The organism is Methylomonas defluvii, from assembly GCF_033949435.1.
Lineage (GTDB): Bacteria > Pseudomonadota > Gammaproteobacteria > Methylococcales > Methylomonadaceae > Methylomonas > Methylomonas defluvii.
Window position 1 is genome coordinate 51,500 of sequence record NZ_JAXARY010000009.1, and the last position, 21,275, is coordinate 72,774.

At 52.3% G+C, this 21,275-nt stretch carries 16 protein-coding genes; 7 read left to right on the plus strand and 9 right to left on the minus strand.

All coding sequences use genetic code 11. From position 1 onward, the window contains the following. Positions 1-34 precede the first annotated feature (34 nt). The 5 genes from QLH52_RS11155 to QLH52_RS11175 form a co-directional block, all read right to left on the minus strand. Positions 35-5,191, minus strand: a complete 5,157-nt coding sequence (locus QLH52_RS11155) for an MG2 domain-containing protein (RefSeq protein ID WP_319961596.1) — start codon at positions 5,189-5,191, stop codon at positions 35-37. Between the two features lie 241 nt (positions 5,192-5,432). After that, the gene (locus QLH52_RS11160) at positions 5,433-5,870 is read right to left on the minus strand and encodes a hypothetical protein (RefSeq protein WP_319961597.1); all 438 of its coding nucleotides are present in this window, start codon (positions 5,868-5,870) and stop codon (positions 5,433-5,435) included. Further along, positions 5,867-7,555, minus strand: a complete 1,689-nt coding sequence (locus QLH52_RS11165) for a hypothetical protein (RefSeq protein ID WP_319961598.1) — start codon at positions 7,553-7,555, stop codon at positions 5,867-5,869. Before QLH52_RS11165 ends, QLH52_RS11160 begins: the two co-directional genes overlap by 4 nt. Then, entirely contained in the window at positions 7,525-9,144 is a 1,620-nt protein-coding gene (locus QLH52_RS11170) for a DUF1175 family protein (RefSeq protein ID WP_319961599.1), read from the minus strand. The genes QLH52_RS11165 and QLH52_RS11170 overlap by 31 nt, the downstream gene beginning before the upstream one ends. 132 nt (positions 9,145-9,276) lie before the next feature. Beyond that, positions 9,277-11,442 (minus strand): zeta toxin family protein, encoded by a 2,166-nt coding sequence (locus QLH52_RS11175; protein ID WP_319961600.1) that lies wholly within the window; start codon positions 11,440-11,442, stop codon positions 9,277-9,279. Positions 11,443-11,747: 305 nt separating this feature from the next. On the opposite strand from QLH52_RS11175, the gene glyQ reads away from it, so the two are divergent. Genes glyQ through QLH52_RS11205 form a run of 6 tightly spaced genes read left to right on the plus strand, consistent with a single transcriptional unit; the run spans position 11,748 to position 17,555 of the window. Next, the gene (gene glyQ, locus QLH52_RS11180; protein WP_341850218.1) at positions 11,748-12,653 is read left to right on the plus strand and encodes a glycine--tRNA ligase subunit alpha; all 906 of its coding nucleotides are present in this window, start codon (positions 11,748-11,750) and stop codon (positions 12,651-12,653) included. 12 nt (positions 12,654-12,665) lie between these two features. Further along, entirely contained in the window at positions 12,666-13,676 is a 1,011-nt protein-coding gene (locus QLH52_RS11185) for an AAA family ATPase (RefSeq protein ID WP_319961601.1), read from the plus strand. Then, positions 13,669-14,193: a hypothetical protein gene (locus tag QLH52_RS11190; protein ID WP_319961602.1), complete on the plus strand. Its 525-nt coding sequence runs from the start codon at positions 13,669-13,671 to the stop codon at positions 14,191-14,193. The genes QLH52_RS11185 and QLH52_RS11190 overlap by 8 nt, the downstream gene beginning before the upstream one ends. A 23-nt stretch (positions 14,194-14,216) precedes the next feature. Next, positions 14,217-16,286: a glycine--tRNA ligase subunit beta gene (gene glyS / locus QLH52_RS11195; protein ID WP_319961603.1), complete on the plus strand. Its 2,070-nt coding sequence runs from the start codon at positions 14,217-14,219 to the stop codon at positions 16,284-16,286. Next, positions 16,283-16,825: a D-glycero-beta-D-manno-heptose 1,7-bisphosphate 7-phosphatase gene (gmhB, locus tag QLH52_RS11200; protein ID WP_319961604.1), complete on the plus strand. Its 543-nt coding sequence runs from the start codon at positions 16,283-16,285 to the stop codon at positions 16,823-16,825. Before glyS ends, gmhB begins: the two co-directional genes overlap by 4 nt. Next, on the plus strand, positions 16,791-17,555 hold the full coding sequence (locus QLH52_RS11205) for a lysophospholipid acyltransferase family protein (RefSeq protein WP_319961605.1): 765 nt from the start codon (positions 16,791-16,793) through the stop codon (positions 17,553-17,555). The genes gmhB and QLH52_RS11205 overlap by 35 nt, the downstream gene beginning before the upstream one ends. A gap of 384 nt (positions 17,556-17,939) precedes the next feature. Here the strand turns inward: QLH52_RS11205 and QLH52_RS11210 are convergent, their stop codons facing one another. The 3 genes from QLH52_RS11210 to QLH52_RS11220 form a co-directional block, all read right to left on the minus strand. Then, positions 17,940-18,077, minus strand: coding sequence for a hypothetical protein (locus tag QLH52_RS11210; protein ID WP_165385996.1), 138 nt, complete (start codon positions 18,075-18,077; stop codon positions 17,940-17,942). A gap of 100 nt (positions 18,078-18,177) precedes the next feature. Continuing rightward, entirely contained in the window at positions 18,178-20,085 is a 1,908-nt protein-coding gene (locus tag QLH52_RS11215; RefSeq protein WP_319961606.1) for a DCC1-like thiol-disulfide oxidoreductase family protein, read from the minus strand. A gap of 135 nt (positions 20,086-20,220) precedes the next feature. Next, positions 20,221-20,349, minus strand: coding sequence for a hypothetical protein (locus QLH52_RS11220; protein WP_255189959.1), 129 nt, complete (start codon positions 20,347-20,349; stop codon positions 20,221-20,223). A 231-nt stretch (positions 20,350-20,580) separates the two neighbouring features. Here QLH52_RS11220 and QLH52_RS11225 point away from each other — a divergent pair, with 231 nt between their 5' ends. After that, complete coding sequence (locus tag QLH52_RS11225; protein ID WP_084153294.1) at positions 20,581-20,982, plus strand: hypothetical protein; 402 nt, start codon at positions 20,581-20,583, stop codon at positions 20,980-20,982. A 58-nt stretch (positions 20,983-21,040) separates the two neighbouring features. Here QLH52_RS11225 and QLH52_RS11230 read toward each other — a convergent pair whose 3' ends face one another. Then, positions 21,041-21,232 carry a DUF2970 domain-containing protein gene (locus QLH52_RS11230; protein ID WP_033156854.1) on the minus strand — a complete coding sequence of 64 codons (192 nt, stop codon included), beginning with the start codon at positions 21,230-21,232 and terminating at the stop codon, positions 21,041-21,043. Positions 21,233-21,275: the final 43 nt, after the last annotated feature.

Consider the following 21,275-nt stretch of genomic DNA (forward strand, 5'->3'; position numbering starts at 1 on the left):
ATGGGAAATTGGCGGAGCGCCTAACGGCTCCGCCCTACTGAACACTCACCCTCCCCGCCAAACTATTCCCCTGCACCGCCTCGTTATACATATCAAAGCCACTTGCCGGCGGAATCGCCGCGTTGCCGGCTCTGGCGACTCGCCAAACTTGATACAAGGTCAATTCGCCGCCGGTTTGGAGCTTGGCGACGCGGACGATGCGGTCCGGGTAGCGTTGGGTTTCCTTGATGTTGGCCCAGTAGTTGTCATCTTTGGGCTGGATTTTGGCGTCGGCTAAATAGGTTTCATCGTTTTCCTGGCCTTCCGCCAAGCTGGGGATGCCGTCTTCGATCACTACAAATTCGCTGCCGGGTGCCGACCGGCCAGCGTCGGCGCTACGTTTGACGCGCACCTCGCTGACCACCACATCACCCGGTTTCAAGGCTTGGCTCATGTCGATCAACTCGCTGCCCTTTGCGGTGATGCGACGAAAGTTGCGCTGTACCTCCAGACCGGCGGTTCGGGCGGCGACGGCTTGATACGGCACTTCGACACTGACGGTGGCGTTGGCGATTTCGTCGGCATTCAACTCGGCGAGATGAATTTCGCTGAGGTCCGGGGTATCACCAAAGCGGTTGAAGTTGCCCAGATAGCCGCCGGGGATGCGCTGCAATGTACCCAGTGCAAAACCGTCCTTGCTGCTGACCGAAATGCTGCGGACGTTCTGCTTGGCCGCTACCGCCGCTTCCTTAGATAACAATTCCCGGCTGTTGAAGATTACCTGCGCGGTATCGTATGTCGATTGCCAGTAGCCGTTTTGCTGGGTTTGCAACAGCCAGCGTTTCAGTTTGGCTTCCAATGCCGGCGGCAAGGCCTGCGCATCGTTTAACGTGCCCAAGCCGGCAGAAATCAGGCTGGGTATGCCAAATCCAAAGCCCAAGCTGTTATACAACTCGCCGCGTTGCTGCTGATAGTTCGCTGGATCAAGCGCATCCAGCGCCACTTGCAAGCGTTTGACCAAATCGTTTTTCAACTGCGGCCGGTCTTTGAACTGCTGATTAAAGCTGTGCCAGTTTTGACTTTCATAAGCTTTGACGATACGCAGCGCGGCTATCAAATCACCCTCGCCGGCATGGATATTGGCAAGCAGTTTTTCGACAAAATCGGCCTGCTGTTGCCACGGCGCGTTGTAAGCATAACCGACCGTCGCAAAGCCGCTCAACACAAAACCATCCGCCGCCGTATTGCCCTCGGCGTGATTGTTCAGCCAATCCATGCCTTTGAAATAGGCGTTATTCACGCCTTCCACTTGCAAGTCATTGGCGTATTTCAAGGCTTGCAGGGCAATCAAGGTCACCGGCACCGTGGCTTCGCTGTCGCTGGGCCACAAGGCAAAGCCGCCATCGGCTTTCTGATTTTGAAGCAGTTTACGCACTCCCAGCGCCGCGTTCTGCTTGGCGCGTTTCAAAGTGTTTTCCAGCGGCCCCAATTGCTCGGGTTTCAGGCCAGCGCGCTCGATTAAATCCATTAATACCAGATTCGGCACGGTGTTGTGCGCCAGCTGCTCGGTGCAACCGTAAGGGTATTGCACCAGCATGGACGCCGCTTGCAGTGCGGCCCCCAGCAGGCCGGAATTGACCCGCACCGTTACTTGCCGAGGCTGGAATTGTGCGGGCAAATCGACGCGCAGCAGATTGTCCTGCTGAACGCTGCTATAAACTTGCGGCAGCGCAGCGGCTTTTAACGGAATTTCGAACTCTTCGGCACCGCCCACCCGCACCCCAGCCGGCGCAGTCAATGCCACCTTCAATGCCGGCGCACCTTGCCGGTCGTTGGCGCTTAAACGTAATGGCCACAGTTGCTCGGCTTTAGCAGCCAGTTCGGCTTGCGGTTCTGTTTCGCCGCTTTGCAAAGGCAAGGCGTCTGGCAAACTGATGCTGCCGGCCAGCTTCACCGGCCGAGCCAAGTGATTGGTCAGTTTCACCGCCACGTCCACTTCGTCGCCTTGCCGCAAGAATTGCGGGCCGACCATGTCCACCGCCACGTCGGTAACGCTGCGGAATTGGCCGGTGGTTTCGCCAATGCGTCCGTCCTTATCGCTGGCGACCGCTGTGACCAGCCATTCGGTGACATTCGCCGGCATATCGACGTCGATAGTGGCATTGCCTTTGGCATCGGTAACAACATGCGGAAACCAGCCGGCGGTATCGCGCATGGATTTTTTCGCCAATTTGCTTTGGCTCTTCAGGGCGCTGAGCGAGAAATTGGGTTTGCGCAGCAAGTCGGCGTAACCGTAGCCTTGCAGATCGTCGGAATAGAAGGTCGCTAAATTACTGCGTTGCAGCGGATAGAAAAAGTCGAAAATGCCGGGGCGGAACTCGGCCTGCACCGCATACACGGCCCGGTCGACGATGGATACCGCGATTTCGGTATTCGCTGCCGGGCTGCCGTCCGCGCGTTTGACTTGTAGCTTGATTTTGGTGGGTTTCAGCGGCTCAGTCTCGGCTTTTTCCGGCTCGATGGCAATCTGCAAACGCTTTTCCCAAGGCACGATTCTAAAGCCCAGGGTTTGTTCCTTGTATTTGCCGCCGGCCACTGGCACCGTGATGGTGTGGTAAAAGCCGGTGCCGTATTCGGGCTTGGCCGTCACTTCAAACCAGCGGCTGCGGCCTTGAGCTGGCGCGCTGCGGCTATCGAACAAACGCGCGCCGGCCACGGTTTCCCAAATCGCGCCGCTCTCATTATTGCCCCAGGCCTTGGGCAACAAGGCAAACACCTTGGCTTGCTCGCCGGGGCTGAGGATGGTGGTGGGCGTGTACAGTTCCAATTCCGGATTGTCGGCTACCGCTTCGCCGCCACTGCCGGCGACGATTAAGGTGCTGGGTTGTGAACTGGCCGGATGGTTCAAGTTACGGCCATCCAGACTTTCCAAGCGCGCCACAGCGGTGAGCCGGCCAAATTCTTTCAAGGCCGGGATGGTGAGCTTTTGCTGACCGCGCTCGTCGGTCGCGAAATCCAGTTTCACCAGGCTACGCTTGCCGCTACCCGGTTGTTCCAGCATCACATCGATCACGCCGCCGGCTTTGGCGGCCGGTTTGCCGTCGGCATAGCTGGATTGCAACAGCAATTGCAAATCCTGATCGCCGACCGCCGCCACGGTTTTATTAAAGCGCACAGCCGGTTGCGCCTCGGACAAGGTGGCGTAGATGCTGTCGGTCAAAATCGCATTGCCGCCCGCCGCGTCCTGGGCACGGACCATTAAAGAATAAATCCATTCCTGATCCGGCTTTTCCTGGTCGGCGGCCGGCACGGTAAACTCGAAACTGCCGTCGCCGCTTTCATCCAACTTGGCGGCGGTTTCCCAAGGGTTGCTGGCATCGACAGCTTGGCGTTCTTCGATAGAGCTATACAACCGTTGCGGTTGCGTCAACGGCGCGGCGGATTTCACCTGGCCGAAATAGTCATTGCCGGTGGCTAAACCCGCGCCAGCTTCGGTGACAAATTGCGGGGCTTCGAACTTTTTCCGGTACAGAAATACTTCGAATTTGACGTTCTGCGGCACGCCGCCGCTGTAGCGTTTGGCGCGGAATTTTAGTTTAAACGGCTGGCCGGCCTGAACCACCGGGCTGCGATCCAGCCATTCCAAGTAAAAGGTGGGTTTGACGTAATCGCGTACTCTAAACTCACCGCCGTAAGCTTTGTGGTCGATCTCCGCCAGCAAACGATACAAGCCAGGCGTTTGACTGGGATCGAGATCGAAACTGCCGGAAAACGAGCCAAATTCAGTAAGCTGAGTTTGGCCTTGCAAGCCAGTGGCATTGCCGTCTGCGCGAATCAGCGACACATCGGTTTGTTTGGATTGAAACGCCGGAATCCGCAACTGGCCGTCCTGCAAATTGCGGACGATGCCTTTGTAATAAAAGGTCTCACCGGGCTTGAAAATCGGCCGGTCGGTCATCACAAATACCGCGTCGTCCTTGGCTTGCGTCGGCAGAAAATCGGTAGCCGTCAGTGCGGTGCGCGCCGTTTCGCCAGGCTTGGCGGCCGGCGCATCCACTCGCACCAACAATTTACCGTCCAACCCCCCATCCGGATTGTTAAAGCTCAGTTCGCCGGCAGCATTAGTGCTGGTAGGCAAGGTTTGCCAACGGCCACGGCCATCGCGGTAACTGACTTTGGCGCCAGCCACCGGCTGTAAATCGCGGTTCATGGCCCGCACCAACAGTTGCTCGCTGGATTGCTTGACCTGCACCGCCAGGCTGCTGACCTGAATCAGACACTGCGCTTCGTTCTTGCCCTGCACCGCTTGCAGCAGATAAATGCCGTCCGGCAACGGATCGAGTGCAATCTGCCGAACTTTATAACGATGTTCGCTCCAGGTATCTTCGTTAAACCACCAACCCAAATCGTGGGTTTGCTGGCCATTGCGCAGCAAATCCAGATAGCTTTCCTTCACCACCGTAAAACCCTTCGGCGGTGCCACCAAAACTTGTTGCGGCACCGACACTAACGGTTTTTCGGTGACTGTCAGCACAGAGCCGCTGAAGTTGGTTTCTTTCAAGGATTTGCGAAACTCTACATCCAACATGCCGCGCAACAACTGCAACGGCGATTGCGCGTTGTTCAAGCCTTTAGCGAAATAATGGCCGGGGTTCAGCTCGCTGACCGGCTGCTCGTAACTGCGGCTGACGTTGAACTGACCATCCAGGAAGGTTTCCAGATTATTGGCTTTCAGCACCCGGATCAGCATGGGCTGGTCGGTGAGGGTGTAATCCAGGCGGATGTTGGGGGCTTCGGTGTTGCTGAAGCTGCGTTCGGCGGTTAAATAGAATGGGCTGCCAGCGTTGGCGGTTATGGGTATCAGTAATGTCGTTAGCAGAATTAGCCGGCTGAGTATTGCTATCAGGCTGTGTGGGTTTGGTGTCGCTGTCGCGACGGGTGTTTTAATGTCGGTTCGCGGACCGACAGCCGCGATACTTTTCTTTGTTTGGCCAAAGAAAAGTATCCAAAAGAAAAGCCACCCGGATGCCGCTTCAATCCTGCGCGCCGAAGCTTTTGCCGAGGGTTTTCGGAAGGGGCTTCCCAGCCCCTCCGAAAACGAGCGGCATCCCTGCCGTTCCCCTATCGGGCTGATCTCGGTAAAAGCTTCGGTGCTCGGCGCGGCATAACGGGACAAACCTCGAGCATAATCATAATCAAGCTGCGTTATCATAGGATTTCCTTAGGCACAGGAAGAAACTTCATGGATTACCATCATCTATCTGTTACGGACTTTATTCGTGGTCCTTTGTTAACCACACCACAAGGATGGGTAGTCGTTGGATTTTCAGTTATTTATCTAGGCATTGGTCTTTTAACGCTATTTGTTGAATTTCCAGCGACATTAGATCTGTCTTCGGATAAAACGAGCGCTGTTTGTATGCTTTGGCCTATTTTGTTGTTTGCTTACTTTATTAGGGACTCTGGCTTATCGAATTTTTCTCCATCTCTGGAAAATACGATTTGGTTGGTTTTCTGGGGCATTGCGCCCATAAGTTTTTGGCTTTACGACCACTGGCATATAGTTTTTTCGTAAGCCCATTCATCGGGGACTGGTGTTCCCCGTATGCCGCGCCGAGCACCGAAGCTTTTGCCGAGAACAGCCCGGTAGGGGAGCGGCAGGGATGCCGCTCGTTTTCGGAGGGGCTGGGAAGCCCCTTCCGAAAACCCTCGGCAAAAGCTTTGGCGCGCAGGATCAAAGCGGCATTCGGGTGGCTTTTCTTTTGGGTACTTTTCTTTGGCCAAGCAAAGAAAAGTACCTCGGCTGTCGGTCCGAGAACCGACATTAAAACGCCCGTCGCGATAGCGACACATCCTTCAAACAACTCAAAAACACACGAGATCCAACTCATTTCCCATCTTCTTGACCTACCAACCTACCTTCCAAAACAGCCCCAGAATCCCCCTCAACCCTCCCCGCATAACTCAAAATCGGCAAACCATAAAACAACTTATCCCCCTCCTGCCGCATCGCGGCCTTGGCGGTCTCATAGTCTTGCTGCCAGCGCGGCGCAAATTCATTTGCTTCCTGAGCGTTACCCGCGCCGCCTGCCAGAAATAGTTCTCGTACCGCGGCGCCAGGATTAACAAAAGCGGTTAGTTGCGCGGCTTGCATACGCTGTTTCTCGACGCCGCGTTGCCAATCCAACGGACTCAAGGACTGCTTGTTACAGGCGTCTTTCATCCTCGTCAGCAAGCTCTCCGAACTGGCCGCTAGAAATAAACTGCCGCCGGCACATTCAGCGCCCAGGTCAGGGTTTTTCAGATATTGCGCATACGCGGCACTGGCTTGCGGTTGCTGGGGACTGGCGACGATGATGCCCACCGCGCCGCTGGGGCTGTCGGCGGTGAAATCCCAAACCAAGCCCAGACCGGCCGGTTCGGGGCCGGGCGGGTTGGTCGACGGGCCGTTTGCAGCCAGAGCTTGCCAATCTTCTGCGGTTAAATCCGGCGATAACGCCAAACTGGCGGCCACGCCGGCAAAGGCGTCGTGCGGGATACTGGCTAAAACGCCTTCGAACAACTGACCGTGCAATTGGTTTTGCCAGGCAGCCGCCGGTAAATTCAACGTACCCAGTTGACCGTCTTTCAACGCAAAATCCCATTGCAACGGATACGTCGGGGCGCCGGTCAGCACCGGCAGCAAATTATCGATAAAGGCTTCGCTGCGCAGCGTTAAACTCAAGGGTGCATCGCTGCGGTGGCTTTGCGGGGCGATGCTGTCGATCACGTTCAATAACGCTTCCAGGCTTTGCGCCAGATAAATCCGCTCACGGAATTGAGTGAAAAACAGTTTTTGCAAACCGATGCGGGTTTCCAGGATAGGCTCCGGCAGTTTGTTGAGGCGGTAACCACTAGTTGCCAACACGCCAGCCAAGGCCGGCATGGCTTGATCGGCAAACTGGCTGTCGCTACGCGAGTAGCTGATGACCCAACCCTGGCTGGCGTGGGCCATGTCGTAGTGTAGTTCGGCATTGGCGGCGACGGCATCGCGTAGCAGCTGCGCCAGAAACTCGCCTTGTAGCCCCTCCAGATTGAGCTGTTCGGCTTTGACCTTTAGGCTTTGCAGCAAACCGAAAAACAGGCCTTGCACGAAGCGATTGCCCACTAAGCTTTGCACTTGCGGTTGTGCGTCCCACCAATTTAAAAACGCTTCGCCCTGATTGAAGTTAAGAGTAAAAGCCACCGAGTGCTTTTTTACATACCAGATCGCCTGCTTGGGGCAATCGGCGGGGCGTTGGACGGTGACATCCATCGTGGTACCAGATCCGACATCGCCACCGGTCAAGGCTGGACAATGGTCGTCGCCGGTCGGCACTTCGTCGTTGCTGCCCACCAGCGAAGTGCTGGCGTCCAAATCGTTATTGGCGGAGTCGCGCAATTTCACGGTCAAATCCAACAGCGGCAGACCGGTGCGCATCAAGCGGCTTAAAGGTTGCCGGGAATAATCCTGATAGCCGACGATGCCGGCGGTAGCGGTCAACACCGCCGCCGAGGCAATCACGGTCAGGCGTTTTGCGGGGCTAAGCGGTTCCATTCGTACACTCCAAGGAAATAGGGGTTTTCAGCGCGGGGGACCCACACCGGATCGGGCGATTGCAATAACTCGGCGACGCTAACCACGCGGACTTGGGCTTCGGCGCCCTGGGCGCCGTTGTGGTACACCACCAGATTCTGCGGATGGCCGCCGGCGAACAGCATCAAGTGGTAGGGCTCGTCGTTGACCAAGGGTTTTTGGTACACCAACAAATCCCCGCTTCGCGCCGCCGCCAAGTCCCTTGATTTCAAGCGAAAGTTGTAGCCGATCAGCGTTTCGGCATCGGCGAAGTGGCCGTAACGCGGCTGGCCGTTGCTCAGGCCGGTTTGCCAAATTTGCGGGTAGTCCGGTATGGCTTTGCGAGCCTGCTCGGATAAAGCTGGCAGCATTAGTTTGGCCGGCACGCCGAGTTTGGCGGTGCGGGTGGCGTCGCGTGGTTCTAAAGCGGTACGATAGGCAAATCTCACCAGTCCCGCGCAGTCGCGTTGTTTGGGTTCCCAGAGCGGGCTGAGTTTGCGGGCTTGCAGCAGGGCGACGTCGGTGACGACTTGGCGTAGCGCGTCGGCGTCTTGTGATGGTAGATAGGTTTGCTTATTTTTATTCTCCTCTCCCCAACCCTCTCCAGCAGGAGAGGGAGCAGATGCCAGCCCTGCCCCAGTAGGCGCCAATGCTCCCAAGTCCTCGCCGTTTTCTTCGCCTTCGCGCTTGGGTTCGTGTTTGATGTATTCCCTTACTTCCGCCGGCATGTCGCGCTCGGCGTCCTGTCCGGGCACATAGATTTTTGCCGGCTGGCGGTTGCCTTGGATCACCACATACGCCAGGGTTTTGGTTTCGCCGGGCCGGGCCAGCGGTTTTTGCACGCGGCGCCGACTTTCTGTGGGCAAACCTTCGTCGAGGATAATATCCAGATTCGCCAGCGTGTGCTGCACCGCGCCGCCCGGCCAGTAATTGGTGTCGATGCGGAACACACCGAGCGGCGGGGCCGGATGCACATACAAATAAGGCCCGTAGCCGGGCTGATCAAAGTTGTCGCCGTTTTGATTTAAAAAGAAGATGCCGCCGCTGTTGGAATTGGTGTCGGCCCAATACACGTGACTGTTGTCCGGCTCGTAGATATGCAAATCGGTGTAGACACCATCGCTGTCGCTGGTGAGGACCACTTTCAAACCTATCGAAGCAATCACCGCATCGACCGTGGTCGACGCTTTGGCGACGCCCGCGCTGTTAGCGCATTCGGCAATGACAGTGTTCTTGCCCTTGGCGGCCGGAAAGGCGCGGGAGAAGCTGCCGTTAGCGTTACGCACGTAGTAACGCACGCCGTTGATGTTGACCACTACCGGATCGGCAGTCGGGTCGGAACAGGTACCGGCCACGGTGATTTGCATGCCGCTGGTCCAGCCGCCAGCCGGCTTGCTCAGTGTTAAGGTTGGCGCAGTGGCTGGTCCGGTTGCCACGGGATGCTGCTGGCCGCGTCGGGCCAGAATATCCGGGTCATCGCTGGGCGCGGCAAGGCTTTGTGCGGATAAAGATAGCCACAAGACAACATGGCTTCCCAGCCGGCAGGCATCGAACAATTGAGGTTTCCGCATCCAGGCCTCCATTGGGCTAGGGGATTTAATCAGTGCTGGAAATGTAGCAAGCAAATTGGCTAACGGCAAATCTGCTGGACCGCGTTTCAGAATCTGATTGGTCGTGGCCCAACATTTTGCGAATCTATTTAGTCATTCGACGCTGCCCTGCAAACGGGTAATCCAAGCGTCTTTCGCATTCGGGTCAACATGAAATGCCAGCGCCACCGGTTTGTGAAGCAGGCCGTCCTCGCCGGACGCATTGGGGTTGAGCTGGCGTTTCTCGATAAAATCGATCAAGCGCCGCAGATGGTAAACCAGTAATACCCGATTGCTTTCGCTGCCTTTGTAGATTAAATAGCCGACGTTGTCTTCGCTCAAGTCCGGGTTCCGGGCGATCAGCGCGGTCAATCGGGTTTCGCAATCGCCGGCCAGGCTTTTCAACACCGAATCCGGATGCCGGTGGATAAACTCAAGTAGATGCCCGACCAAGTGGCCGGCCAACTGTTGCTGTTGCAATTGCTCCAGCTCGGCATCGCTAAGCAAGACACTTTCCGCCACCAAATAATGCTTATCCCGCTCACCGTCGTTGGCAAACAGCGAAATTTTTGCCAGCGCTGTGTCTTCAAGGGCATTTAGAAACTCTTGCGGCGAACGAATGTGTTTATCGATGGTGACCACCCAGGGCAAGGCGCGGCCTGTCGCTTCAAAGCGCGATTTGACGCTGCCGATCACACCGGAACGCGACAATTCCAGCTCGCGCCCGATTGGCTTAACTAAAAAGGCATCGACCGCGGCAATCTGAGTGCGAAAGCCGGCAGCTTGAAATTGTTTAATTGCAGTTGAATAGCGCGGCGAATAGGGAATACCTGTGCCGTCGTAGAGGATATTGATCCGCAGCTCGCGGGCCTGTTGCGCTACCAGGTCGCGCAGGCGGTTGGCGAACGGTTCGACGTATACGTAGTCGTCGCTATGATGATTGGCGGCGGTCAGCAAACGGTACAGATCGCTGAGCTTTCTGAATTCGTCCAGGGAAGCGATCACGAAATTGTCGCCACACAGCGCCGTGGCGATTTCCTCGACCGCGGTTTTGCCGGCACCGGCGCCGCCCATGCTCATCAGAAAATGCGGTTGGTCCACCGGGGTTTTACCGGCAAAAATCGCGTCCCTGGCCGCGATCAAAATGCGGGTGATCTTGGCTAAACGCTCGTAGGCAATTTCCACGGTGCGCCGCAAGCGCACTTCGTTACGGGCGGCGACCAGCATTTTTTGTTTTAGGGCTTCGTTGTCCGCCAATAAAAATAGATTGGCTTGCTCGCCTGCGCATTGCTTCAATAAATCCATCAATTCGGCTTGGCTGGGGGAGCGCAAGCCGGTGAGCATGTTCACGTCCAAACAGAACAAGGGCGCAACGCCGTCTTCTCGAATCGGGATTGCGTCGATCTCAAGTTTGCTCGGGGCGCGCAAATCTTCAGTACCCGGCAGATAGCCGATGATGTGCTCGGACACGCTCAAAGGATTGTCGGCAAAATGCTGGCCGGCAATCAATTGCTCGGCGGTAATACTGCTCAGCGGCACCAGACCGCCCGTCACGGTGATCAGGCATTCGATGCCGTCGCTGGTGGTATGCGACAGAAACGGAATCCCTAATAGAAAGCGTTTGTTCTCCGGCCATTTGCCGTAGCGGTTGGCTTGGTTGTGCAGGCTTTTAATTCGCCTGGGATCAAGGGCGTGCGTAAAGGCGCGGCTCAGCGCCCGGTGTTGACTATTATGATCGTGCAGCATCAAAGCGTCTTCGGCAGTTAGGCGGCGAAAATCGATGCCTTGTTCGTAGACGGCCTTGAAGGCCGGCAGGTTACCCAGCGCGGTAATGAAAAAATCCAGCGTCATCCGATTGCCGTAGCCATAAGGCCGAATGATCCGTAAGGAATGATAAAAGCTGGCCAGTCGCTCGGCGATGTCCTCGCTATGAATCACAAAGCCATTGTTATCGAAAATCGCCGTATCGGCATTGCTGTCCCCATCCAGCACCAAGCGCTCGATGGCGACGCGAAACTGTTTGCGTTTATCGGCATCCGGCATCGTGCCGGGGCGGTGGGTGACGGTGGGCTGCTCCTTCCAATCGCTAAACATTTCGCGATGAATGCGCGAGTACAAGCCGGTCATATAAGTGACGCGCTTGGTCTGGTCGTGCGAGACGGTGATTTCCAGCTCTTGCAACAAGGTCGACAACAGTCCGGCGCCTTGGGCAATAGCCAGCGCGGTACGCAGGCGTTTTAGCGGCCTGTAACCCGGAAGATTCCGGCTGGGGTTTTGCATAATCCACCCTCTTATTTTTTTATAGTTATTATTTTCTGGGGCTGATCTTAACCGGTTATTGGCGGAGAAGGAATATTGGCTGAATGTCTTGCAACGGAAAACTACTATTATTGGCGGTTGAGTAAGTCGGTATGGCATTCCGGCTTGTGAGGACGCTAGTGGGGATCCAGAGCGCACAGATTCTGCTTGCCTGGAGCGATGTTAGCAGGCTTGAGCGGGATTCTTTAAAGCCCCCTTGGCGCCTCTCTAGCGAGTACTTTTCAGGTACAATAAACTCATTTTTTATCTATCAAGTGGCTCCCGACGTGTCGATTAGCAAAAACGATGTCTCTACTTTTCAGGGCTTGATTCTGACCTTGCAGGAATACTGGTCGAATCAAGGTTGTGTGTTGTTGCAGCCTTTGGATCAGGAAGTCGGTGCCGGCACTTTCCACCCCGCCACCTTCTTGCGCGCCATTGGTCCAGAGCCTTGGAACAGCGCTTACGTACAACCTTCGCGGCGCCCGACCGACGGCCGTTTCGGGGAAAATCCCAACCGCTTGCAGCATTATTACCAATTTCAGGTAATCATGAAGCCGTCGCCGGACAATATCCAGGAATTGTATCTGGGATCATTGCGGCATTTGGGTCTGGATTTGCTGGAACACGACATCCGTTTTGTGGAGGACAACTGGGAGTCGCCAACGCTGGGTGCCTGGGGATTGGGCTGGGAAGTGTGGTTGAACGGCATGGAAGTCACCCAATTTACCTACTTTCAACAAGTCGGCGGCCTGGAATGCCGGCCGGTAAGCGGCGAAATTACTTACGGCCTGGAACGGATTGCTATGTATCTGCAAGGCGTGGAAAGCGTGTACGACTTGGTTTGGACCCGCGGCCCGCAAGGCGTGGTCACCTATGGCGACGTGTTTCACCAAAACGAAGTCGAGATGTCCGAGTTCAACTTCGATCACGCCAATGTCGACTTCCTATTCCAATGCTTCGATACCTACGAGAGTGAATGCCTGATGCTGCTGGAGAAAAACCTGCCGCTGCCGGCTTACGAAATGGTGTTAAAAGCGTCCCACTCCTTTAATCTGCTCGATGCTCGCCACGCCATCTCGGTCACCGAGCGGCAACGCTACATTTTACGGGTACGCAACATGGCCAAATCGGTCGCCGAAGCCTATTACGCGCGGCGCGAAAGTTTGGGCTTTCCGATGTGCGGCAATTAAGCGGAACTTAGCGTGAGCGTATTTTTCAATTCAGTAAGAATTCGTAATTTCAAGTCGCTGAAAGACGTGACATTGCCGGATTGCAAGCGAATTAATGTGCTGATTGGAAAACCCAATGTCGGTAAATCGAATATATTGGAGGCGATTGGGTTATTTTCGCTACCTTATATTCGATATAGTCAAAACGATAAAATTACTCAATTTGTCAAATTAGACAGCTTGGAAGAAATGTTCTTTGACGGAAATACCGAAAACACTATCGAGATTAACACAGACAAAAACAGCTCTCTTTCTATAAAACTCGAAGAGATAGATCATAAAGAGCAGGTCACAATAAGCATAAGCTCGGGATCATCATATTCTGGACAGACCTCATTGGAAGTCAATCAAGAGCTTAGTGTTTTATATCACGAACAGATATTTTGCGAATCAAACTTTAGATACTATAAGTTTCCAAACACATTTTATTTTGATAAGCATTCACTAAAAGAACTAATACCGCCGAGCGGTATCAATTTATTTCAAGTGGCGCAAAAAGGCCAATTAAAGAAAGAGCTATCTAAACTATTTCAAGAGTATCGCCTTAAGTTACTGTTTGACAAAACCAATCACACATTAAGAATTATAAAAGAGATAGATGACAATTCAGTTGTTTCTTTGCCATTTACCTCAATCGCCGACACCCTGCAACGGATTGTATTTTTCAAAGCTGCAATTGCTTCTAACACCGATGCGATCCTGTTATTTGAGGAACCGGAAGCGCACTGCTTTCTGCCCTACATCGCCCACATCACTCAGGAAGTGATTGCCGCACAAACCAATCAGTTTTTTATCGCCACCCATAGCCCTTATGTGCTGAATGCGTTTTTGGAGCAAAGCTGCGAGGACTTAGCCGTATTTATAGTCGATTATCGTGATGGTCAAACCGTTATTAACCGCTTGACCGATACCGAATTAAACGAGGTCTACGACTACGGCATTGACGTGTTTTTTAATTACGAACGATTCACGCAACATGGATAATCATATTTTGCCGGAGTGCTACCTGGATACTATGTTGACGGAAATCTTGGTGAAGCCTGTTTTCGGCTATAACCACCAGAAAGGCTGCAGTACCGTAACGAGCAAAATGCAAAACTGTAAAAACCTCAAAGACAATTTTGCTGTCGGCATATTGGATAATGATAAGAAACAAACGCCTTATTTAAACGAATTGAACCTAATTTCAGAAAAATTTGGCTTGAAACTATACAAACACCCGTATAAACATCATTATTTGATTCTGCATCCACCGATTGAGCAATGGCTATTGGATGAAGCGAACGCAGCCAATATCGATTTGAATAACTATCAATTACCGGGCGAACTTAGCGCGTTAAAAAAGCAAACCAAAACTGCCGCCAGCAAGCACGACCAACAGTTTAAAAATCTATTTCGTGACCTAAAAACCCGCGAAAGCTTTAGCTGTTTGTCGAATTGGCTAAGTTATTTAAAACAGCATCCTTACGATGCCTGCCTCGAACATTTACAACATTTATAAACCTTGCAATATAGGCAAACGCTGTGACTATGACACAAAATTTACTGTTCGAACTGGGCTGCGAGGAATTGCCGCCGAAGTCTTTGAAAAAACTCAGCCAGGCTTTGCTGGACAACATTTCGGCAGGCTTGCAAGAAGCCGGCTTGAGCTACGACCAAACCCGTGCCTATGCCACGCCGCGCCGCTTGGCGGTATTGATAGACGATCTGCAAACCTTTCAGGCTGATAAAGTCGTGGAGAAGCGCGGACCGGCCATTCAGGCGGCTTATGGTCCCGACGGTTCACCGAGCAAGGCGGCACTGGGTTTTGCGGCCAGTTGCGGCGCCAGCTTTGATCAACTTGAAAAATTGGAAACCGACAAAGGTTCTTGGTTGATTTTCAAACAGGCGGTAAAAGGTCAGGCAACCGCAGAATTGATCCCTGACATTATCCGCAAAAGTCTGGCCAATTTACCGATTGCCAAACGCATGCGCTGGGGAAGTTTCGATGCGGAATTTGCCCGGCCGGTACATTGGGCGGTTTTGCTGTTGGGTTCTGAAATTCTGATTACCGATATTCTCGGCCGCACGACCGGCCGCGTCACCCGTGGTCACCGCTTTCATTCACCATTGGATTTGAGCATCGGTAGTCCACGCGAATATCTGGACATCCTCAAACAGCACGGCAAGGTGCTGGCCGATTTCGAAGAACGCATGACCATCATCCGCGATGCTGCCAATCAAGCGGCCAGCAATGTTGGCGGGATTGCCCATATCGAAGACGATTTGCTGGAAGAAGTGGCGGCACTAAACGAATGGCCGGTACCGGTCGTGGGTAATTTCGATGCGCGTTTTCTGGAGTTGCCGCAAGAGGTGTTGATCACCACCATGCAGGCCAACCAGAAATATTTTCCGGTCAAAAATGCTGCAGGCCGATTGTTGCCGCATTTCATTACTTTCGCTAATATCGAAAGCTCCAACCCCGATTCCATCCGCCAAGGCAATGAGCGCGTGGTATTGCCGCGTTTGGTTGATGCCGAGTTTTTCTGGAAACAGGATAGAAAACAATCGCTGGCCGATCGGATTGAGAGCCTGAAAAGCATCGTTTTCCAAAAAGACCTGGGTACCTTGTTCGATAAAACCGAGCGCGTTGCGCATCTGGCGGCGTTGATCGCCGGGAAGTTAGGCGCCGATGTTGAATTAGCCAAGCGCGCCGCGCTGTTGGCCAAAACCGATTTGATGACCAATATGGTCGGCGAATTCGCTAATCTGCAAGGCACGATGGGCCGCTATTACGCAGCTGCGGACGGCGAACATGCCGACGTGGCTTTAGCCTTGGAAGAACATTATTATCCCAAACAATCCGGCGGCCCGACGCCGAGCGGTCAAATCGGCCAGGCGTTGGCGCTGGCGGAAAAAATCGACACTTTGGCCGGTATTTTCAGCGCAGGCTTGATCCCAACCGGCGATAAAGATCCTTATGCTTTGCGTCGAGCCACGCTGGGCATCTTGCGGGTACTGATCGAAAACGGTATTGCATTGGATGTCGTCGAGCTGTTGGATGCCGCGCTGGATCAATTCAGTCACGGCTTTAATAAAGCCGAAACCCGGCAAAAAGTGATAGGTTTTGTATTTGACCGTCTAAAAGGCTATTGTCTGGATCAAGGCTATACCAGCCACGAATTCGAAGCGGTGTTGGCGGTCAATCCGACCAGCCCACTGGATTTCATGTTGCGTATTCGCGCCGTGCAAAGCTTTAGAGCCTTGCCGGAAGCGGAAAGTCTGGCGGCCGCGAACAAACGTATTATCAACATCCTGAAAAAATCGGATCAAGCGCCTACGGAGACCATTGGCACTTTGGTTGAGGCTGCCGAGAAAAACTTGTTGGCTGCAGCCGAGCAATCGGAAGCCGACATTTTGCCGTTGTTGGCCGAACAGAATTATCCGCTGGCTTTGAGTCGTTTGGCCCAATTGCGCGATAGCGTCGATGCGTTTTTCGATAATGTGATGGTGAATACCGACGACGAAGTTTTACGTAATAGCCGTTTGGCATTGCTGGCCAAATTGTCCAATCAATTCCTGAAAATCGCCGATATTTCCAAACTGCAATCGTGACCGAGCGTTACGTTATTCTGGATCGGGACGGCACCATCAATGTCGATTCCGACGATTTTATCAAATCACCGGAAGAATGGCTGCCGCTGGCCGGCAGCCTGGAAGCCATTGCGCTGTTAAATCGACATGGCTACAAAGTCGTGGTGATTACGAATCAGTCGGGGATTGCCAGGGGCTTATTCGATTTGGCAACGCTGGCGGCGATACATGCCAAAATGCGGCAATTGGCGTCCCAGGCCGACGGACACATAGAAGCCATTTATTTTTGCCCTCACGGCCCAAACGACACTTGTGACTGCCGCAAACCTCTGGACGGACTGTTTCGGCGCTTTGCCGCCGATACGCAAGCTGATTTGAGCCGGACTTATGCGATTGGTGACTCCTTGCGCGATATTCAGGCCGCCGAATCGGCCGGTGCCAAAGCTATTCTGGTCAAAACCGGGAAAGGCGAAAAAACTGCCCTTAATAATCCACAACGTAACGTTCCTATTTTCGATAATCTTTATGACGCAGCCACGCACATCGTCTCGACAAGCTGATTTCAGAGTCTATTTGGGCTCGACATTGTTGTTCATTTACATAGTATTCTCGACACTGATTGTCGGGGTGGCGATTTTGGGCGGATTTTTTCTGCCGTTTCCGATGCGCTATAAAATCGCCGATATTTGGATCGATTGCCTGCTGTTTATGCTGAAGTTATGTTGCGGGCTAAGTTATGAAGTGGAAGGGCTGGAAAACATTCCTCGCGATAGCGCGGCGATTATTCTCAGCAAACATCAGTCGGCCTGGGAAACGGTGGCTTTGCGGCAATTTATTTTCCCGCAAACCGCGGTTTTGAAAAAATCGTTGCTGCAAATCCCGTTTGGCGGCTGGGCGCTGGCGACATTAAAACCCATCGCGATAGATCGGCAAAATCAGAAAGAAGCGCTAAAAATGTTGATCGATCAAGGGATTCAGCGTTTGCAGGAAGGTTTGTTCGTGGTGGTGTTTCCGGAGGGAACCCGAGTGGCGCCGGGAGCGCATAAAAAATTTAATGCGGGCGGTGCAATGCTGGCGCAAAAATCCGGTTTTCCGGTGATTCCGCTGGCGCACAATGCAGGAGAATATTGGCCGCGCAACAGTTTTTTGAAATATCCGGGCGTTATTAAGGTCAAGATTGGGCCGGTTATCAGTAGCATTGATAAAAAATCGAAGGATATTAATGCAGAGGCCGAAGCCTGGATTAATAAAGCGATGTTGGAAATCGATGCAGAACGAATGGCAGGGTAATTCGAATTAGAGGGCCAAAATTTAAGGTGCAAAAAAAAGGCCCGCATTCGCGGGCCTTTTTCTTCAAGCTTAAAGATTAAAGCGCTACAGAAGTAGAGCTAGAAACTTTTTGTTTTGATGCATCTGGATCGTCCATGCAACCGCTCAGGCCAGCAATCATCAGGGTCATAGCTAAAAGAGATAATACTTTTTTCATAACATCCTCCAAATAAAAGTTTTTTATTTTTGCGTGTGCTGAATCTAAACAAAAAATTAAGCACAGCTAGATTTAAACATGCCGAACCAGTGTGGCGCAAACTAAATCTGTTTGGAGGAAAAAAAACTGGAATATAAGGCCCACAGGGTGGGCCTTACTCAGGAAGGAATATCCTGCCAGGGCTAGGATTATTTAACCCCTGAACCTTGTTGGTTGGGTGAGCCATAGCCTTTTGGTTTTGGGTTGCCTTGGTCAGGGTCGTCCATGCAACCGCTCAAGCTTACAATCATCATTACCATAGCCAAGACAGAAAATACTTTTTTCATAACATCCTCCGATTTAAAGGTTTTTATTTTTGTGTGTACTCAAATTCAAGCACGCAAAATTTATAGCATGACAAAACCGAGTATGCAATACCCTAGATGTTTACAAAATATCGATGTCTTTCGGCAGGTTGATCTTTATGTCCTTTCCAGTCCATTGTGCGGAGCCTATTGCTTGCCATTCTCCGGTCAAGTTGCTGTTCCTGAGATCTTTTTCCCACACAAACGGTGCTCGAATTCTCTTCATTTTGACGATAAATTGCGTGCTATCGAGCTCTAAACCACTCTTTTTTCCCCAGAACGCCGTGACTTTCATGATGAATTTTTTCAAGCGGAGCTCGTCGATATTTGGGGTTACCGCAATGTTGGCCCACATGGAATGCACCCGTCCCCAATTCGGCGCCAACAGGCGGCCTTGCCGATTAACAAACGGTAACCATTGCTCTTCGCCGTTGGCATCCAAATAGGTAATAGCCAATAAGCGGTCATAGCCTTCGAAATGGTCGTGAAGATACAGCGCGTGAGGGGTGATGCCCAAAAATGTGTGAGACATCATCAAGACCGCGTTGCTCATATCCGCCAGCATGCTGGTTATCGGCGACTGGCGGGTATCGACATGCAGGCGGTACAGCAAACCATAGTGAAAGCTGCTGTTGAACTGAAACAAGATCAACACCAGCAACACTTTGCTGATTTTGTGTACGCGACTTCTGGCCGGTAAGGCATGCTCCGCTTCGAAAATTCGCTCGTACAAACTCGGCGGCAGGTTTTCAACTGATACCGGCAGACAGCTCACATCGCACGCCAATCGCGTGCGCGAATCGGCAATCGCCCGGTAGCGCCCGCATATCCACTGATAAAGCAGCGGCAGTTTCATGGCCCAACCTATCATCGCGGTGTAGCGCATCGAGATTAAAATTTGCGCGTAAGTATCAACGCCGGCATAAACCCGTCCATCGCCATCCACCGCGTACAAATCGGTCAGCAGTTGCTTTTCGCCCAATTCGGCTAGAGCTGGATAATCGATTGCAAACACTTGTGCGGGCTTGAAATCGACGCCGCGCAAAACGTCGAAATGATTCAGTGTCAAAACCGTACGATTGCACAATGGGCATTGTTGGTCGTAAAACACCGTCAATAGTGGTTGTTTGATCCGTAGAAGTGCCCCGATTTTTCTATACCAGGCAAATGGCATTACCAGGGCATAGAAAATCAGCATTCCCATTCCGAATGGGTAAATATTGAAGGACAGGGTAATGCCCAAATGCAAGGAAATCCCGATCAGAAAGTACAGCCATCTGAGCTGGCGGCGATGAAAAAACAACAGGAAAGTAAACTGGAATGCGATGATGGTGTAGCCGATGATTTTTTGCAAAATCTCGATATTCAGCAGCCAGGACAAATCCAGCGCGGACATGTAATACGGAATCGAAGACGGCAACCAAGCACCCAAGCCGTTGCGCCAATGCTCGGCAAACATCTTGTGTATCGCGGAATCGAAATACAAAAAGCCCAGACAAATCGCGACCGGTAGATAATAAGTCAGTGCAGACACTTCCGGAGCTTGGTATTGAGAATAATGCGTGAAGGGGCGCAGCAATTTTTTCCTAAGGCCATCAATAGAAAAGGCTTGGTCCATAGGCATGAAGATCAGAAAGAAATTGGCGCCGATCATGAACAAATCGAAGCCGCCGTCGAAATCGCGCTGCATAGGCGTGAAATTAACGAATAGCAGCCAAAAAATGTAGTTAGCAACACTGGCCGCCTGGCAGCGGTAACCGATGGCCAGACAAAACGCCACCGCGGCCCATAGCCAAAGGAAGAACGGAATCATCGGAAATTCGACATCCATGAACGGGATGGGGTCGAATATCAAGTGGTTGAAATACAGCAGAAAAAAAACTTCCTGCAGTGTCACCACCCCAAACAAAAGCCTGAAAAGGCCTACGCCGGTAGCGGGTACTTTTTTAGAATAAAGAGCATTGACTTTCTGAACTAACAGTTTGTACATGGCGGGTCGGCAGGCTAAAAGTCCACAGATTATAAGGGATTTGAAAATGGTATGCGTCAGGCAAAAAAAAAGCGGCTACGGGATCTATCCGTAGCCGCTTTTTCCAGAAAAGCTTTGTAAGCGAGGGGGTGTTGCTTACTCTTCGTCTTTAGGCTCAGCAAAAACCCATTTTACAAAGAAGTATCCTGCAGCGATGATAACTACCGCTCCAATCATGCCCGACGGTTCTTTCAGCATTTCTGTTAAATCTAAGATCGCTCCCATGGGTGCCTCCTACCTTTAGTTAGTTGTTATAAAATTTGCCATGTCTTTGGCGGTCGAGCTTCATATGTTACTTTAGCCACCTTCAAAGTCAAGCGATTCATGGCTATCGCGGAAACATCCGACCGCAATTGCCATCCAGGTGGATTATGGTAGTATGCTTTCTCAACCTGAATTTTGAGAATTATAAAAACAGTTTCAACAAGGGGAATAGAGATGATTGGTGGCGTAATAATGATTTTGACGGCAATCTGGGTATATCAAACCCTGATAAAAGCCAAAACGGGTAATGTGCTGATGTGGGTTGCCGGCTGTGCCATAGTGTTCTTGGTCATTCAGGTGTTGTTCTACAACATCAACATTATGATCATCGACGGCTTAGACGGTAAAGATGTCGGCGGCGAATATGATCGCGACTTGACCAGCGTCGGCGATAGAAAAACCCAGGAAGGCGCCGGCGGCTGGTTCATGCCGGTTTTCTTCGAATTACTACCGCCGTTTGCCGGTGTGTTGGCTGTCGCTCTAATTCGCTGTCAGTTTATTTTGAAACAAGCGTTGACACCAGCCAACCTGTTCAGCGGTATCAAAGAGTTGTTTGTCAGCATCAAAAACAGCTTCAAAACCTCCAGCAACTAACCAACTTGGCTGGCTCCGAAGCCCAAGGCCGCTTGGGCTTCGTTACCGTCGAAATTCCTCAGCCGCCGGTAACTGCGGATACAATGCTGACTATCGTTAAAATAAACAGCACAGTCGCAATCAGCCCGACGACAATATAGGCAGGCAAAGAGCCGTGCTGAAAATCAAGCTCTCTATTCTTATTGCTTTGCACGCCGATCACGGCGGCAAACACGCTTTTTATGACATGCAATAGACTGGGTTTAGACATGATTTCCCTCAAAATTTGGTTTGATAATAAAGCGGACTAGCCC